The organism is Pseudomonas fluorescens (assembly GCF_902497785.1).
GTDB lineage: Bacteria > Pseudomonadota > Gammaproteobacteria > Pseudomonadales > Pseudomonadaceae > Aquipseudomonas > Aquipseudomonas fluorescens_BO.
On the sequence record NZ_CABVHK010000010.1, the window covers coordinates 143,889 to 160,569 of the forward strand.

The following is a 16,681-nucleotide window of genomic DNA, read 5'->3' on the forward strand; positions in this document are numbered from 1 at the left end:
CTAGACGGTGTATGCCTTGCAATGTAGGAGCTGCCGCAGGCTGCAATCTTTTTTCACCTTGCGACCGAAGCACAATGTGGCACAGATCTCGCTAAGCATTCACCACAGGTAACCAACGGCGGTTGCCCCACCTACGACAAAGACGTCGCTCACCTCATTTGCCCATGGCGAATCCGGTGGCGGCGTTTTTTTGTTTTGGCCCCATAGCCCGGGGCCGGTGGTGCGGCCGTGGCGGCGCCCCACCTGCAAGCTCATGACTCCTTCTCGAGACGATCAACAGCTGAGGTGCGCGATGAATTCAAGCTTCTGGAAATCCGGCCATACCCCGACATTGTTCGCGGCCTTCCTCTATTTCGACCTGAGCTTCATGGTCTGGTACGTACTGGGCCCCCTGGCGGTGCAGATTGCCGCCGACCTGCACCTGACCACCCAACAACGCGGGCTGGTCGTGGCCACGCCGATTCTGGCCGGCGCGGTGTTGCGCTTCATCATGGGCATGCTGGCAGACCGGCTGTCGCCGAAAACCGCCGGGATCATCGGCCAGGTGATTGTCATCTGTGCGCTGTTCGTGGCCTGGCAGCACGGCATTCACAGCTACGAGCAAGCGCTGCTGCTGGGGCTGTTCCTCGGCATGGCCGGCGCATCGTTCGCCGTCGCGCTGCCGCTGGCGTCACAGTGGTATCCGCCGCAGCATCAGGGCAAAGCCATGGGCATCGCCGGTGCCGGCAACTCCGGCACCGTGCTCGCGGCATTGATCGCCCCCGTACTGGCCGCCGCGTTTGGCTGGAGCAACGTGTTCGGTTTCGCCCTGATCCCTTTGATCCTGACCATTATTGTGTTCACTTTGCTGGCGAAAAACGCGCCTGAGCGACCGAAAGCCAAGTCGGTGTCCGACTACTTCAAGGCCCTCGGCGACCGCGACAGCTGGTGGTTCATGTTTTTCTACAGCGTGACCTTCGGCGGTTTCATCGGCCTGGCGAGCGCCCTGCCCGGCTACTTCAATGACCAGTATGGCCTGAGCCCGGTGACTGCCGGCTACTACACTGCCGCCTGCGTGTTCGGCGGCAGTTTGATGCGTCCACTGGGCGGCGCACTAGCCGACCGTTTTGGCGGAATTCGCACCTTGCTGGCGATGTACACGGTGGCGGCCATCTGCATCGCGGCGGTGGGCTTCAACCTGCCAAGTTCCTACGCGGCACTGGCACTGTTCGTCTGCACCATGCTCGGGTTGGGCGCGGGTAACGGCGCGGTGTTCCAGTTGGTCCCACAACGTTTTCGTCGTGAAATCGGCGTCATGACCGGTTTGATCGGCATGGCCGGCGGCATCGGCGGTTTCGCCCTGGCCGCGGGCATGGGCGCGATCAAGCAAAGCACCGGCAGTTATCAACTCGCACTGTGGTTGTTCGCCAGCCTTGGCGTCCTCGCCTGGTTCGGTCTGCACGGCGTAAAACGCCGCTGGAGAACCACCTGGGGCTCGGCGGCCGTCACCGCAGCACGGGTGTGAGGGCTGAATGAGCCTGCAACTGAGTTTTGCCGAAGCCAGCGCCATCGGCCCGCGCGAGGAAAACCAGGACGCCCTGCGCCTGGTCACCCCCGCGCCAGCGCTGGCGGCGAGCAAGGGTTACTTGTTCGCGATTGCCGACGGCGTCAGCCAGTGCGCCGATGGCGGCCTTGCCGCCCGATCGACCTTGCAAGCACTTGCGCTGGATTATTACGCCACCCCGGAAACCTGGGGTGTCGCCCAGGCACTGGATCGCCTGCTGCTGGCGCAGAACCGCTGGTTGCAGGCCAATGGCGGTGGGCAACCGCTACTCACCACCGTCAGCGCATTGGTGTTGCGCGGTAGGCGTTTTACCTTGGCACACGTCGGTGACTGTAGGGTTTATCGCTGGCACGCCGATCAGCTTCAACGGGTCAGCGAGGATCACGTCTGGGACCAACCGGGCATGCAGCATGTGCTGAAACGGGCGCTGGGCCTCGATCAGCATTTGGTGCTGGATTTTCTCGATGGCGAGTTGCGCCTGGACGAAAGTTTCGTGCTGCTCAGCGACGGTATCTGGGCGGTACTCGGCGACACGGCCATTGCGGCAATCCTGCGCGATCAGCCGGATTTGCACAGTGCGGCGCAAACCCTTGTCAGCGCGGCGCATCTGGCCGGCAGTCAGGACAACGCCAGCGCGTTACTGGTGCGGGTTGATGCCTTGGGTGAAACGAGCATTGGTGACGCGCTGATTCATTTGCAGCAATGGCCCCTGCCGCCAACGTTGAAACCGGGGCAGCATTTTGAGGGGTGGCAGGTCGAGGGCATCCTCGGCCAGAGCCAGCAGTCGCTGCTGTATCGAGTGCGCGACGCTCAGCAGCAGCCGTGGCTGCTGAAAACCCTGCCCGCTGCGTTGCGCGACGATCATTTGGCCGGGCAAGCCTTGCTGTCGGAGGAATGGTTTCTCAAGCGCGTCGCCGGTCGGCATTTTCCTGAAGTCCATGCGGCCAGCCAGCGTCAGCATTTGTACTACGTGATGCGCGAATATGGCGGCTCGACCCTGGCACAACTGGGGCAGCGAAACGCAATGCTGCCGCTGGTGCAATGGCAGGATCTGGCGGAACGCCTGCTGCGGGCGGTCGGGATGTTGCATCGACGGCAGATTCTGCATCGCGACATCAAACCTGAAAACCTGCTGCTGGGGGATGACGGCGAGTTACGCCTGCTGGATTTCGGGCTCGCCTATTGCCCCGGCCTGTCTGAGGATCAGGCCTCTGCCCTGCCTGGAACACCCAGCTACATCGCGCCCGAGGCCTTCCGCGGTGATCCGCCGACCCCGCAACAGGATCTGTACTCGGTCGGCGTGACGCTCTACTTTCTGCTCACCGGCCACTACCCCTACGGCGAAATCGAAGCGTTCCAACGCCCGCGTTTTGGTCTGCCGGTGAGTGCCAGTCGCTACCGGCCCGACCTGCCCGAATGGATCGCGCACAGCCTGGAACGCGCCGTGGCGGCGGACCCGCGAGAGCGATTTGAAACGGCGGAAGAATGGTTGCTGGTGCTGGAACAGGGCGAGCGCCGAAGTTTGAGTGTGCGCCCCAGACCTTTGCTCGAGCGCGAGCCGTTGAAGGTGTGGCGGACGTTGGCGTTGGGGTCTCTCGTGGTGAATCTGGTGCTGATGTTCTGGGCGTTGCATGGTTGAAGATTCAAGAGATCGCAGCCTCGCTGCGCTCGACAGCTCCTACAGAAGTCTGCGAGATTTTTGTAGGAGCTGTCGAGCGCAGCGAGGCTGCGATCTTTAGAGCCTCTGCCTCAAAATCGGGCATATCGCATCGGTTCGGTGCATCAAAATGCATGCGCCACTGACATCAAATACATAGAACTGCCGGTTTTCGCCACTTGGCACAACCACTGCATTACTTCTCTCAACTTACATAAAGCCCAGCCTTCAACGATGAGGGATGGGCTTCCCGAGAGAACGGGAACAGGACAAAGGCGTCCTCGTCAGGCAACTGACGGGACGCCTTTTTTTGTTTGCGCGAAATTTGTCGAGCACGATCTGAACGCCCTGACGAGGCGGGTCCGAGCTCCCCGGAGAACCTGATGAAAAAACTCAAACTGGTGATGATCGGCAACGGCATGGCCGGGGTTCGTACCCTGGAAGAACTGCTCAAGCTGAGCAGCGATCTGTACGACATCACCGTCTTCGGCGCCGAACCGCATGCCAACTACAACCGCATCCTGCTGTCGCCCGTATTGGCCGGCGAGCAGACCTTCGACGAGATCGTGCTCAACCCGCTCGACTGGTACCTGGACAACGACATCAAGCTGCTGCTCAACCGCAAAGTGGTGCAGATCGACCGAATCAAACGCCGGGTCATCGCCGACGACGGCACCGAGGCCGAGTACGACCGCCTGCTGATCGCCACCGGCTCGACCCCGTTCATCCTGCCCATCCCTGGCAACACACTGCAGGGTGTGATCGGCTACCGCGACATCGCCGACACCCAAACCATGATCGACACCGCGAAAACTCACCGCCACGCCGTGGTCATTGGTGGCGGCCTGCTGGGCCTCGAAGCGGCAAACGGCCTGATGCTGCGCGGCATGCACGTGACCGTGGTGCACAACGGCGAGTGGCTGCTCGAACGGCAGCTGGACCACATCAGCGCTCAGATGCTGCAAACCGCACTTGAAGCGCGCGGCCTGCACTTTCGACTGCACGAGCAAACCCGGGCGCTGCACGATGCCGGCAACGGCCGGGTCGGCTCGGTCGAGTTCAACAACGGTGAAATCATCCCTGCCGACCTGGTGGTGATGGCCGCCGGAATTCGCCCGGCCATCGAACTCGCGGAAAAATGCGGCCTCCCCTGCAACCGCGCGATTCTGGTCAACGACACGATGCAAACCTACGACCCGCGGGTATACGCGATCGGCGAATGTGCCAGCCATCGCGGCATCGCCTATGGCCTGGTCGCGCCGCTGTTCGAACAGGCCAAGGTCTGCGCCAACCACCTGGCCCAGCTGGGCTTCGCCACCTACAAAGGTTCGGTGACCTCGACCAAGCTGAAGGTGACCGGCATCGATCTGTTTTCCGCTGGCGACTTCATGGGTGGCGAAGGCACTGAAACCATCACCCTCTCCGATCCCGTCAGCGGGATTTACAAAAAACTGGTGATCAAGGATGACGTGCTGGTGGGCGCCTGCCTGTACGGCGACACCGCCGATGGCGGTTGGTATTTCGGACAGATCCGCGAAAACCAGGGCATCGGCGAAATCCGCGATCACCTGATGTTCGGCGCCTCTTCATTATTTCTCAATCAGGTCATGGGCGACGCAGGCCTTCAAGGTATGTTGCCCACCGTGCGGGAAGCGCGCTGATGAATCGCCAGATCACCGCTTCCACCTGCTGCTACTGCGGGGTCGGCTGCGGCGTGCTGATCGAGCATGACGGCGAGCGTATCCTCGGCGTCAGTGGCGATCCGGCGCACCCGGCCAACTTCGGCAAATTGTGCAGCAAGGGTTCGACCCTGCACCTGACCGGCGACCTCGCCGCCCGGGCGTTGTACCCGGAACTGCGCCTCGGCAAAGGCCTGGCCCGAGGGCGCACCGACTGGGACACCGCCCTTGATCACGCCGCCAGCGTGTTCGCCAAAACCATCGCCGAACATGGCCCGGACAGCGTGGCGTTCTACATTTCAGGACAGTTGCTCACCGAGGATTACTACAGCTTCAACAAACTGGCGCGGGCATTGGTCGGCACCAACAACATCGACAGCAATTCACGCCTGTGCATGTCCTCGGCAGTGGTCGGCTACAAGCGCAGCCTGGGTGCCGACGCACCGCCGTGCAGCTACGAAGATCTTGAGCTCAGCGACTGCGTGATGATCGCCGGCAGCAACATGGCCTACGCCCACCCGGTGTTGTTTCGTCGCCTGGAAGAAGCCAAATCCCGCCGGCCACAGATGAAAGTCATCGTCATCGATCCGCGTCGTACCGACACCTGCGACCTGGCTGACCTGCACCTGGCGATTCTTCCGGGCACGGACGTCGCCTTGTTCCATGGAATTTTGCACGTGCTGTTGTGGGAAGACTGGGTCGACCGTGACTTCATCAAGGCCCACACCGAAGGCTTGGGCGAATTGAAGAACCTGGTGCGCGATTACACGCCACCCATTGTTTCGCAGTTGTGCGGGATCAGCGTTGAGCAGCTGCAACAGTGCGCTGAGTGGGTCGGTACTTCGCCAAGCTTCCTGTCGCTGTGGTGCATGGGCCTGAACCAGTCCACCGCCGGCAGCGCGAAAAACAGTGCCTTGATCAACCTGCACCTCGCCACTGGGCAAATAGGCCGTCCCGGCGCGGGACCTTTCTCGTTGACCGGTCAGCCGAATGCCATGGGCGGTCGCGAAACGGGCAGTCTGTCGAACCTGCTGCCAGGTCATCGTGAGGCGGCCAACGCCGGGCATCGCGCGGAAGTGGCGGCCTACTGGGGGGTTGATCAACTGCCGGAAAAACCCGGACTCACCGCGATTGAACTGTTTGAGCAGGTGCGCAGCGGCACCATCAAAGCCCTGTGGATCGCCTGCACCAACCCCGCGCAATCGATGCCGGACCAGAACGCGGTGCGCGCAGCACTCCAGGCCTGCCCGTTCGTGGTCCTGCAGGAAGCCTTCCGCACCACCGAAACCGCGGCGTTCGCCGACCTGCTGCTGCCCGCCGCCAGCTGGGGCGAAAAGGATGGCACGGTAACCAACTCCGAACGGCGGATTTCCCACGTTCGTCAGGCCATTGCCGCACCCGGCGAAGCGCGCCCCGACTGGGCGATCACGGTAGATTTCGCACAACGTCTGGAAAAACATCTGCACCCGGAGCGAACCAGTCTGTTTGCCTTTGAAACGCCGGCGCAGCTATTCGATGAGTACAAACACCTGACCCGCGGTCGCGACCTCGACCTGTCGGGGCTCAGCCATGCGCTGATCGACCGTCTCGGCCCACAGCAATGGCCGTTTCCAGCCGGCGCCAGCCAAGGCACCGCGCGCCTGTATCGGGACGGGATCTTCCCGACCGCCAGCGGCCGCGCCCGGTTCGTCGCCGACGCGTATCTGGCCGCCAGAGAACAGCGCGACGGGCCATTTCCGCTGACGCTGATCACCGGTCGCCTGCGCGATCAATGGCACGGCATGAGCCGCACCGGCACCGCTGCGCAATTGTTCGGGCATGTCAGCGAGGCCGTGTTGAGCCTGCACCCGGATGACCTGCGCGGGCACGAACTGCAATCGGGTGACCTGGTCAGCCTCAACAGCCGTCGCGGCGCCTTGATTGTCGCCGTCGCCAGCGATGACAGCGTGCGCCCCGGCCAGGCCTTTATGCCTATGCATTGGGGCGACCGCTTCCTGAAAGGCGGTGTCAATACGATCACTCAGCCGGCTTTCGACCCCCTGTCGAAGCAGCCGGAACTCAAACACACCGGCGTACGAATTGAACCCGTTGCACTGCCGTGGAAACTCTTCGTCCTGATCGAAGGCAATGTTCAACAGCATTTTGAGACGCTACGACCGCTGTGTGAGGCTTTTTCCTACGTCAGCCTGAGCCTGACTGGCCGCGAACGTCCCGCGCTGCTCATACGCGCCGCCAGCGCCACGGCGCCAGATCCGCAATTGCTGCGCGATATCGACACGTGTCTGGGACTCAACGACGGGCCGGTACTGGCCTACGACGACCCTCGGCGTTCGATTGGCAAACGGGTACGAATCGAACATGGCCGGATCACCGCCATTCGCCTTGCGGGCGAAACCCTGGCGCAGCACTGGCTGCAAAACCTATGGCTGGAAGGTCGCGCCGACGAACAACTGCGGCGCTGGCTGCTCGCACCACTGAGCGGGCCACCGGGCAACGCCGGTGCGTCGGCCGCCAGCTCTAAAACGCTGTGCAACTGCAAAAACGTCAGCCAGAGCGCGGTCTGTGCCGGCATCCGCCGAGGCCTGGATTTGCAGGGTTTGAAACAAGCATTGGGCTGCGGCACGCAATGCGGCTCCTGCGTTCCGGAAATCAAGCGTTTGCTGGCCGCCACTGCGCAGCCAATCGCCGTCATCTCGTGAGGAAAACACTATGAGCGCAAAAGTCTGGCTGGTGGGTGCGGGTCCTGGCGATCCGGAATTGCTGACCCTCAAGGCTGTTCGAGCGTTGAGAGAAGCCGATGTGGTGCTGATCGACGATCTGGTCAATGTCGCCGTTCTTGAGCATTGCCCTCAGGCGCGGATTATTCCTGTGGGCAAACGCGGGGGCTGTCGTTCGACGCCTCAGGCGTTTATTCACCGGCTGATGCTGCGTTACGCGCGCCAGGGCAAATGCGTGGTGCGGCTCAAGGGCGGCGACCCGTGCATTTTTGGCCGGGGCGGTGAAGAGGCGCAGTGGTTACGCGAGCGCGGGGTCGACGTGGAACTGGTCAACGGCATCACCGCCGGGCTGGCGGGCGCGACGCAATGTGACATCCCGCTGACCCTGCGCGGTGTGGCGCGAGGCGTGACGCTGGTGACGGCCCACACGCAGGATGGCAGCAGCCTGAATTGGCAGGCTCTGGCGCAAGGTGGTACGACACTGGTGGTTTACATGGGGGTGGCGAAGCTGAGTGAAATCCGCGATCAACTGCTCGCAGGTGGCATGGCGGCGGATACGCCGGTGGCGATGATTGAAAACGCGTCCTTGCCGCATCAGCGCGAATGTCGAAGCGATCTGACAGCGATGGAAGCAGATGCCCTCGCATTTGCGCTGAAGAGCCCGGCGATTCTTGTGATTGGTGCGGTGGCCGCCCATGGTGAGATCAAAAGATCGCAACCTGCGGCAGCTCCTACCTTGGCCCTGCGTACATCCGTGTAGGAGCTGCCGCAGGCTGCGATCTTTTCGCCACTCCGCAACTCCATTGCTGAAACCCAAATCGCAGACAAAGAAAAGCCCGGCCTAAGCCGGGCTTTTCTCAGAGCTGCGCGCTAATTACTTAGCGTTAGCTTCAACCTGCGCTTCTACGCGACGGTTAACAGCGCGACCAGCGTCAGTTTTGTTGTCAGCAACTGGGCGGGATTCGCCGTAGCCAACAGACTGAACGCGGGACGATTCAACACCGTACTGGTTGGTCAGAACTTGCTTAACGGCGTTTGCACGACGCTCGGACAGTTTCTGGTTGTAAGCGTCAGGACCGACGGAGTCAGTGTGACCTTCAACAGTAGTGCTGGTGGATGGGTACTGCTTCATGAAGTCAGCCAGGTTCTTGATGTCGCCGTAGCTGTTGGTTTTAACAACAGATTTGTCGAAATCGAACTTGACGTCCAGCTCTACACGAACAACTTCAGCAACGGCTGGGCAGCCATCAGCATCAACAGTTACGTTGGCTGGGGTGTCCGGGCACTTGTCAACGTTGTCGCAAACGCCATCGTTGTCGCTGTCGGAGCAGACTTCAGCAGGTGCTGGAACTGGAGCAGCAGCAGGCTTGGAGCCGCCACCGAAGTTCACACCGATACCGACGCTTGGAGCCCACTCGGTGTCGCCCTGGTCGATGTTGTACTGAGCTTCAACGCCGGCACGGGCGTAGAAGTTCTCGGTGAAGTACAGTTTTGCACCGCCGCCAACGTTGGCGAAAGTGGAACGGTTACGACCGTTCGAACCGTTCTGGTCGATGCTCTGGTCGGAGAAACCGGCCGAAACGTAAGGACGCAGCATGTCGCCTGGGTTGTTGAAGTGGTACAGAGCGTCCAGAGCGGTGTTCGCGCCTTTAACGTTTGTGCCGTCTTCAGTACGTGCGTTGTGCACTTCGTCGTAAGCCAGACGCAGTTCAACGTCGTCAGTCAGGAAGTAACCAACGGAACCGCCGAACAGGTTGCCGTTGTTCTTGAAGTCACGAGCGCTATCGAACATTTCTTTCTTGGCGAAGCCTTCGATTTCAACTGCGCCTTGGCCTTGTGCCAGCGCGCCGAACGAAGTGGCTGCAATAAGAGAACCAATGGCAAAGCCCAAGGTGTTTTTCAGTTTCATCCGTTAAATCCCCATCTGGTGATTGTGAAGCAGTCCCGCAAACCGGGGGACAACTCGGCGGCAAGTCTATCAGAACTTGCCTACACGTAAGAGATATTTGCGCTGAACTAAGTTTCAGCAATGCCTGCAAATTTCTCACGCAATTTGTCTAGAGCGCGTTTGTACCGCATTTTTGTCGCACTCAAACCCATGTGCATGATGTCTGCGATCTCCTGAAATTCCAGCTCTGCGACAAATCGTAGCACCAGAATTTCACGGTCAATCGGATTCACATACACCAGCCAGCGATCAAGTCCGCCCTTCTCATCCGGTTTCGGCGCCTTTTCTTCGGACGCTTCCTCCAGAGGATCCAGACTTAAAGCGTCCATCAAGCGACGCTTTCGCCGTTCCTTTCGATACTGCGTGATGCATTCGTTGTACGTGATGCTATAGAGCCATGTCTTGAACTTCGATTTCCCCTCGAAGTTCTTCAGGCCATACAACACCTTCAACATCACTTCCTGACAGACATCGTCTGCGTCGCGATCGTTCCCAAGATATCGTGCACAGACGTTAAATAATGTTCGTTGGTAACGCCGCATCAATTCTTCATAGGCGCGCGTTACGTGAAACAGCTCGGTATGCGAGCGCGCGACCAACTCCTCATCAGAGAGCTCGCGGGGGTCGTAGCGCGTGGAGATCGATTGAGCTTTATTCAAAACAAGTCGGGCCGACAGTCAGGTCAATGTCCGCCGCAGCCCTCAGGGCAATTTGCGGCGGCATACATTAGCAGGGTTTGCCGGGTTAGCGGCTACTCACATGCTGCTCCAGAAGGATCCGATTGGAGAGAGAGACTAGCTCACCCTCATCGGTCAGCAATGTGGTTTTGACCGTGCCGATCTCTTCGATCTGACCTTCGACCTCGCCAACACGCACTTGTTGCCCAACCTGATACAACTCACGCACATAGATTCCCGCAAGAATCTGACCGGCAATTTCCCGGCTTCCCAAACCCATGGCCAGCGCAACGGCCAGACCAACGGTAATCAATACGATCACAATCACATGGTTGAGCAGGTCAGTTTTGACCTCCAACTGGCTGATCGCGACCGAAATGCTGATGATGATCACCAGGCCCTGGGCAATTCGCCCCAGCCCGGCGGCATAATCGAGCCCTACACCCTCTGCCGCCCCGCGCACCAGCCCATTGGCCAGTTGCGCCAGCAGCACACCCACCAGCAACACCAGCGCGGCGCCGAATACCTTCGGCAAATACAGCGCAAGCATGTCCAGCGTAGCTGAAACTCGCTCAAGTCCAAGGGATTCTGCGGCCGAAACCAGAAAAATCAGCAGAACGAACCAGTAGACGATCTTGCCGATCAACGTCGAGATCGGCACTTGCAGGCCGGCCCGGGACAGCAATTTTGTCAGACCGGTGCCGCCCATCAGGCGATCCAGACCCAGCTTGGCGAGCAACTTGGACAGCAAAGTGTCCAAAAGTTTCGCCACGACGAAACCGAGCAGCAACACAACCAGTGCGCCGAACAGGTTCGGGATGAAATTCGCAACCTTGGTCCATAACGCAGTCATTGCAGTGACGAGGCTCTGAGTCCAGAGATCAAGTTCCATATTCAATCAGCCTTATCAGCAGTGCGAACGTTAGGTTTACGGTGACGGGAAACCGGCGAGACATGCGCCGATCCATTGTTCAGGGCGATCATCAGCGCGGGCAGCCAGCGGCCCAGCAGGCTGAACAGATCGCCAGCGCCGACCTGGCGATTAGCGGTTTTCAGGACACGGCCGAGGCAGGCATCGTCGTCCCGGGTGGACGGCGAAGCGTTCAGCATGTCGCGCAAAGACTGTTCAAACGGATCGTGCATACGCACCTCTCGTGATGTCTGTGAAAGACGCGGTCAAATTTGCCCGGGTCACATGGCGCATGATCAGACCCAGCGCAAACGCCGGAATAACCACCACTGCCCGAGTGCCACCGAAACCATCATCAGGCAGGCAATCAGGAACCCATAGGGACTGTCAGACAACGGAATACCGCCAACATTGATCCCCAAAAGACCGGCCAGGAAACTCATCGGCAAAAAGATTCCGGTGATGATCCCGAAGCGGTACATCGTGCGGTTCATGCGCACGCTCAAACGCCGGTCTTCAGCCTCCAGGACCAGCCCCACGCGCTCGCGGGTCAACTCCAGCTCCTCAAGATAGCGCGTCAGGCTGTTGTTCAATTCATTCCAGTAATCGCCATCGTCTTCGACAAACCAAGGCAGTTTTATCCGCGTCAGTTGTCCGAAAATATCCCGCTGCGGAGCCAGGAAACGTTTCAGCGCAGCAGCCCTGCGACGGATCTGCAAAATGGAGCCGTGTTCAGGTGTATACCGTTCGTCGGCATCCAGTTTTTCTTCTTCCGCATCGACCACTTCCGAGAGGCAACTGACCAGATCCTGAACCTTGTTGGTGAGGTTCTGAGCCATATAAAGGACGAGCTCAGACGCGGTTTTCGGCCCTTTGCCCTCGCTCAGTTGCACCAGCAATTCATCGGTGGCGCGCAACGGACGCAGACGCAGGGAAATCACCCGCTGTGCCGAGGCGAAAATCCGCACCGACACCATGTCTTCCGGTTCAGCCCCCGGATTGAGGTTGACCCCACGCAAAAATAGCAGCAGTTCGCTGTCGGAAAGCTGTAATAGGCGCGGACGGGTGTTTTCTTCGAGCAGCAGGTCGCAGCTGAATTCGCTCAGGCCGCTGGATTTGCGCAGCCAGGTCTGGGTTTGCGGGTGACTGCGATCCCAATGCAGCCACAGGCTTTCATGCGCCTGCAACTGCAAGTCATCGAGTTCAGTCCGGGCAATCGAACGCGCGCCGCCTTTACCGTCCAGCACCAGGGCATGCACCAGCCCCCACTGCGCGTTTTCTTCCTCGAACATCCTCACCCCTTTGGCTGTTTAAACGGTTATTCAGGCATCTTCAGCGGGCTGGGCGAGATGATCACGCCATTGTTGTCCGCGTAAACATATTCGCCTGGACGGAACGTCACGCCAGCAAAGGTCACTGCAACGTTGAGTTCGCCTACGCCGCGCCGGTCGGATTTTCTCGGGTGGCTGGCAAGCGCCTGAACGCCCAGATCGGTCTGCGCGATGATATCGACGTCGCGGATGCAACCGTAGATCACCAGCCCTTCCCAACCGTTGCTCGCGGCTTTCTCGGCCAGCATGTCGCCCAGCAACGCATGACGCAGGGAACCGCCACCATCGACGACCAGGACCTTGCCATTACCCTTGAGCTCGACCTGCTCCTTGACTCGCGAGTTGTCTTCGAAGCACTTGATGGTCACGATCTCGCCACCGAAGGAATCACGGCCACCGAAATTGCTGAACATCGGTTCCAGCACCTGCACCAGTTCCGGATAGGCGTCGCACAGGTCAGGCGTAAGGTAATGGTTCATCGAGAAACTCCTGTAAAGAGGAAGACAATCGAGGCTGCAAAGTGACCGAAAAAGCGTAATGCGTCATATCTTAGCCGCATGCCGATCAGAGCGAAATGCTCTTGATAGAGCATCCAGCTTAGATCGCCGCAGCCAAATCCGGCTTGTCACCGAGCAATGGCGTTTGTTGATCCGCGAGCCAGCGTGCCACCAGCGGCCAGACTTCGGTTTGCGCAGCCTTGCTGACCAGCATTTCCACGTGACCGAAATTGTCGCCAAAGCCCTGCTCGCGGCCCAGGTTGATGAATTGCTTGTGCTCGGCACCGATCTGATCGAACAGCTTGCGACACGCCCACGCCGGGTCTTGATGGTCGCTGACTGCGCTGACCGCCAGCACCGGCACCTGAACGTTGGCCAGTCCGGCCCACCAATCCTTGTCGGCATCGCCAAAGCGCCCGAACAAGCCATACCAACGCATGCTCTCGAGCGCCAGGCCAATCGGTTCGTCCTCCGGCCCGCGCTTGAGTCGGGAACCGGAAAGATGCGCGAATCGCTTGAGAATAAAGCGTCCGCTCCATTCCAGCGGCGGAATTTTCAACGGCCAATAGGTGCGACTGACTTGCGTGCCAAAAAACGCCGCGGACGCCACCACAGGCTCGCCGATGTACTCGCCACCCAGCGCGGCCGCCAGCGTGATGCCACCCAGCGAGTGACCGATCCAGTGCGGCACCTGGCCGCTTTGCTCACGCACGAAGGCGCCAATGGCCGGCAGATCATAACGGGCGTAGTCGGCGACGCGGTTCTTGCGGTAGTTCTGGTTGCGCTGGGACAGGCCATGGCCGCGCATTTCCGCAATCCACACATCGAACCCCAGACGCGTGAGGTAGGCGCCCAATCCCAAACCCTTCGGAGAGAACCAGAACCGTCGATTGGAAAAACTGCCGTGCAACAGAATCACCGGCACGCCACCGTGGGCGGGCGCATCGGCCATGCCCAAGCGGGTCACGGCCAGCTCGACGGTGCCGTCGGGGCTGTTGCCGGGTTTCAAACGATAGACGTCTTCGCTCAGATCACCGCGCCGCTCGGCGCTGATCAGGGCGACAGGAAATAGGTTGCTGCTGCTTTGCATAATGCTCTTGCACAAAAAAGGGCGGCTTCCAGAGGAGCCCGCCCTGATTGAATCTAAAAGCCCGGTCAGTGGCTCCTGTAGGAGCGAGCTTGCTCGCGAAGGTCTTCAGAACACCGCGTTCATCCAGGATAAGCGCGTCATCGTTAACGTCCATCGCGAGCAAGCTCGCTCCTACAGAGGCATGTGACCGGCCCGTCTCACTCCATCAAGCCGGAGCTTGACCTTCAGCCAGGAAGAACCAGGTTTCCAGTACGGAATCGGGGTTCAGCGAAACGCTTTCAATGCCCTGTTCCATCAGCCATTTGGCCAGGTCAGGGTGATCCGAAGGGCCCTGACCGCAGATGCCGATGTATTTGCCGGCCTTGTTGCACGCGGCAATGGCGTTGGCCAGCAGCTTCTTCACCGCCGGATTACGCTCGTCGAACAGGTGCGCAATGATCCCGGAGTCACGGTCCAGGCCCAGCGTCAGCTGAGTCAGGTCGTTGGAGCCGATGGAGAAACCGTCGAAGAATTCGAGGAACTCTTCCGCCAGAATCGCGTTGGACGGCAGCTCGCACATCATGATGACGCGCAGACCGTTGTCGCCACGGGCCAGACCGTTCTCGGCCAGCAGGTCGACAACCTGGCTCGCTTCGCCCAGGGTACGGACGAACGGCACCATGATTTCAACGTTGGTCAGGCCCATCTCGTTGCGCACGCGCTTGAGAGCACGGCATTCGAGTTCGAAGCAATCACGGAACGCTTCGCTGATGTAACGCGACGCGCCACGGAAGCCCAGCATCGGGTTTTCTTCTTCCGGCTCGTAGAGCTTGCCGCCGATCAGGTTCGCGTATTCGTTGGACTTGAAGTCCGACAGACGCACGATGACCTTTTTCGGGTAGAACGCAGCGGCCAGGGTGCTGATGCCTTCGACCAGTTTCTCGACGTAGAAGCCGACTGGATCGTCGTAGCCGGCAATGCGCTTGTCGACGCTGTCCTTGATGTCCTGTGGCAGGCCGTCGTAGTTCAACAGTGCCTTGGGGTGCACGCCGATCATGCGGTTGATGATGAATTCCAGACGGGCCAGGCCCACACCGGCGTTCGGCAGTTGCGCGAAGTCGAATGCACGGTCCGGGTTACCGACGTTCATCATGATCTTGAACGGCAGATCAGGCATGGCATCAACCGAGTTTTTCTTGATGTCGAAGCCCAGTTCGCCTTCGAAGATGTAACCGGTGTCGCCTTCAGCGCAGGAAACGGTCACGCCCTGGCCGTCCTTCAACAGCTGAGTGGCGTTGCCGCAACCGACCACGGCCGGGATACCCAGCTCGCGAGCGATGATCGCCGCGTGGCAGGTACGACCGCCACGGTTGGTGACGATGGCGCTGGCGCGTTTCATGACCGGTTCCCAGTCCGGGTCGGTCATGTCGGAAACCAGCACGTCGCCTGGCTGGACTTTATCCATCTCGGACACGTCCTTGATGATGCGCACCTTGCCGGCGCCGATGCGCTGGCCGATGGCGCGACCTTCAACCAGCACGGTGCCGGTTTCTTTCAACAGGTAACGTTCCATGACGTTGGCCTGGGTGCGGCTCTTCACGGTTTCAGGACGGGCCTGAACGATGTAAAGCTTGCCGTCGTCGCCGTCCTTGGCCCATTCGATGTCCATCGGGCACTGGTAGTGCTTCTCGATGATCATCGCTTGCTTGGCCAGTTCGCTGACTTCGGCGTCGCTCAGGCAGAAACGTGCGCGATCAGCCTTGTCGACGTCGATGGTCTTGACCGATTTACCGGCCGTAGCGACTTCGCCGTAGATCATCTTGATCGCTTTGCTGCCGAGGTTACGGCGCAGGATCGCCGGGCGACCGGCTTCAAGCGTTTGTTTGTGGACGTAGAATTCGTCCGGGTTCACCGCGCCTTGTACGACGGTTTCACCCAGGCCGTAGGCACCGGTGATGAACACCACGTCACGGAAGCCCGATTCGGTATCGAGGGTGAACATCACGCCGGCAGTACCGGTTTCGGAGCGCACCATGCGCTGCACGCCTGCCGACAGGGCAACCAGCTTGTGGTCGAAGCCCTGGTGCACGCGGTAGGAAATTGCACGGTCGTTGAAGAGGGAAGCAAACACCTCTTTGGCGGCGCGAATGACGTTCTCGACACCCCGGATGTTCAGGAAGGTTTCCTGCTGACCGGCGAAGGAAGCGTCCGGCAGGTCTTCGGCAGTCGCGGAAGAGCGCACGGCCACGGCCATGTCAGGGTTGCCGGCCGACAGCGTGGCGAACGCGGTGCGGATCTCGGCGTTGAGCTTCTCGGGGAATTCGGCTTCCATGATCCATTGACGGATCTGCGCACCGGTCTTGGCCAGGGCGTTGACATCATCGACGTCCAGGGCGTCGAGAGCGGCGTGGATCTGATCGTTGAGGCCGCTCAGTTCCAGAAAATCACGATAAGCCTGAGCTGTCGTGGCGAAGCCACCGGGCACCGATACACCGGCACCTGCAAGGTTGCTGATCATCTCGCCCAGGGATGCGTTCTTGCCCCCCACATGCTCAACATCGTGTTTGCCGAGCTTATCGAGGGAAACTACGTACTCTACCAAGGTGATCTCTCCACTAACTGTGTTGGAAAAGCTCAGACGCCGGCGCTCTCG

Annotated in this window: 12 protein-coding genes and 1 pseudogene; 5 read left to right on the forward strand and 8 right to left on the reverse strand. The window is 60.0% G+C overall.

The genetic code is table 11. The features are described from left to right. The first annotated feature begins 292 nt into the window (after positions 1-292). The 5 genes and pseudogenes from F8N62_RS16615 (at position 293) to cobA (ending at position 8,356) form a co-directional block, all read left to right on the forward strand. The gene (locus F8N62_RS16615) at positions 293-1,504 is read left to right on the forward strand and encodes a nitrate/nitrite transporter (protein WP_150711683.1); all 1,212 of its coding nucleotides are present in this window, start codon (positions 293-295) and stop codon (positions 1,502-1,504) included. 7 nt (positions 1,505-1,511) lie between these two features. Then, the gene (locus F8N62_RS16620) at positions 1,512-3,182 is read left to right on the forward strand and encodes a bifunctional protein-serine/threonine kinase/phosphatase (RefSeq protein ID WP_150711684.1); all 1,671 of its coding nucleotides are present in this window, start codon (positions 1,512-1,514) and stop codon (positions 3,180-3,182) included. A 401-nt stretch (positions 3,183-3,583) separates the two neighbouring features. After that, positions 3,584-4,831, forward strand: a pseudogene (locus F8N62_RS16625) (NAD(P)/FAD-dependent oxidoreductase); the annotation flags it as partial. A gap of 29 nt (positions 4,832-4,860) precedes the next feature. Next, positions 4,861-7,578, forward strand: coding sequence for a nitrate reductase (locus F8N62_RS16630; RefSeq protein WP_150711685.1), 2,718 nt, complete (start codon positions 4,861-4,863; stop codon positions 7,576-7,578). Between the two features lie 10 nt (positions 7,579-7,588). Continuing rightward, positions 7,589-8,356 (forward strand): uroporphyrinogen-III C-methyltransferase, encoded by a 768-nt coding sequence (gene cobA, locus F8N62_RS16635; protein ID WP_150711686.1) that lies wholly within the window; start codon positions 7,589-7,591, stop codon positions 8,354-8,356. 114 nt (positions 8,357-8,470) lie between these two features. Here cobA and F8N62_RS16640 read toward each other — a convergent pair whose 3' ends face one another. The 8 genes from F8N62_RS16640 to ppsA all read right to left on the reverse strand — a co-directional run bounded on the left by F8N62_RS16640 (position 8,471) and on the right by ppsA (position 16,630). Continuing rightward, the gene (locus tag F8N62_RS16640) at positions 8,471-9,505 is read right to left on the reverse strand and encodes an OmpA family protein (RefSeq protein ID WP_150711687.1); all 1,035 of its coding nucleotides are present in this window, start codon (positions 9,503-9,505) and stop codon (positions 8,471-8,473) included. 107 nt (positions 9,506-9,612) lie between these two features. Next, entirely contained in the window at positions 9,613-10,203 is a 591-nt protein-coding gene (gene sigX / locus F8N62_RS16645) for an RNA polymerase sigma factor SigX (RefSeq protein WP_150711688.1), read from the reverse strand. A gap of 85 nt (positions 10,204-10,288) precedes the next feature. Continuing rightward, entirely contained in the window at positions 10,289-11,113 is an 825-nt protein-coding gene (locus tag F8N62_RS16650) for a mechanosensitive ion channel family protein (RefSeq protein ID WP_008027407.1), read from the reverse strand. Positions 11,114-11,115: 2 nt separating this feature from the next. After that, a complete protein-coding gene (locus F8N62_RS16655; RefSeq protein ID WP_150711689.1) occupies positions 11,116-11,364 on the reverse strand; it encodes a CrfX protein in 249 nt (82 codons plus the stop codon). 63 nt (positions 11,365-11,427) lie between these two features. Continuing rightward, positions 11,428-12,423, reverse strand: a complete 996-nt coding sequence (locus F8N62_RS16660; RefSeq protein WP_150711690.1) for a zinc transporter ZntB — start codon at positions 12,421-12,423, stop codon at positions 11,428-11,430. 26 nt (positions 12,424-12,449) lie between these two features. Next, a complete protein-coding gene (gene rraA, locus F8N62_RS16665) occupies positions 12,450-12,941 on the reverse strand; it encodes a ribonuclease E activity regulator RraA (protein WP_150711691.1) in 492 nt (163 codons plus the stop codon). 118 nt (positions 12,942-13,059) lie between these two features. Then, positions 13,060-14,049 (reverse strand): alpha/beta fold hydrolase, encoded by a 990-nt coding sequence (locus tag F8N62_RS16670; RefSeq protein WP_150711692.1) that lies wholly within the window; start codon positions 14,047-14,049, stop codon positions 13,060-13,062. Positions 14,050-14,254: 205 nt separating this feature from the next. Beyond that, the gene (ppsA, locus tag F8N62_RS16675) at positions 14,255-16,630 is read right to left on the reverse strand and encodes a phosphoenolpyruvate synthase (protein WP_150711693.1); all 2,376 of its coding nucleotides are present in this window, start codon (positions 16,628-16,630) and stop codon (positions 14,255-14,257) included. Between the last annotated feature and the right edge of the window lie 51 nt (positions 16,631-16,681).

Excerpts from the sequence above, each read along its gene's own strand:
- F8N62_RS16615 (WP_150711683.1), top strand. The coding sequence starts at position 293 with ATGAATTCAAGCTTCTGGAAATCCGGCCATACCCCGACATTGTTCGCG.
- F8N62_RS16620 (WP_150711684.1), top strand. The coding sequence starts at position 1,512 with ATGAGCCTGCAACTGAGTTTTGCCGAAGCCAGCGCCATCGGCCCGCGC.
- F8N62_RS16630 (WP_150711685.1), top strand. The coding sequence starts at position 4,861 with ATGAATCGCCAGATCACCGCTTCCACCTGCTGCTACTGCGGGGTCGGC.
- cobA (WP_150711686.1), top strand. The coding sequence starts at position 7,589 with ATGAGCGCAAAAGTCTGGCTGGTGGGTGCGGGTCCTGGCGATCCGGAA.
- F8N62_RS16640 (WP_150711687.1), bottom strand. The coding sequence starts at position 9,505 with ATGAAACTGAAAAACACCTTGGGCTTTGCCATTGGTTCTCTTATTGCA.
- F8N62_RS16650 (WP_008027407.1), bottom strand. The coding sequence starts at position 11,113 with ATGGAACTTGATCTCTGGACTCAGAGCCTCGTCACTGCAATGACTGCG.
- F8N62_RS16655 (WP_150711689.1), bottom strand. The coding sequence starts at position 11,364 with ATGCACGATCCGTTTGAACAGTCTTTGCGCGACATGCTGAACGCTTCG.
- F8N62_RS16660 (WP_150711690.1), bottom strand. The coding sequence starts at position 12,423 with ATGTTCGAGGAAGAAAACGCGCAGTGGGGGCTGGTGCATGCCCTGGTG.
- rraA (WP_150711691.1), bottom strand. The coding sequence starts at position 12,941 with ATGAACCATTACCTTACGCCTGACCTGTGCGACGCCTATCCGGAACTG.
- F8N62_RS16670 (WP_150711692.1), bottom strand. The coding sequence starts at position 14,049 with ATGCAAAGCAGCAGCAACCTATTTCCTGTCGCCCTGATCAGCGCCGAG.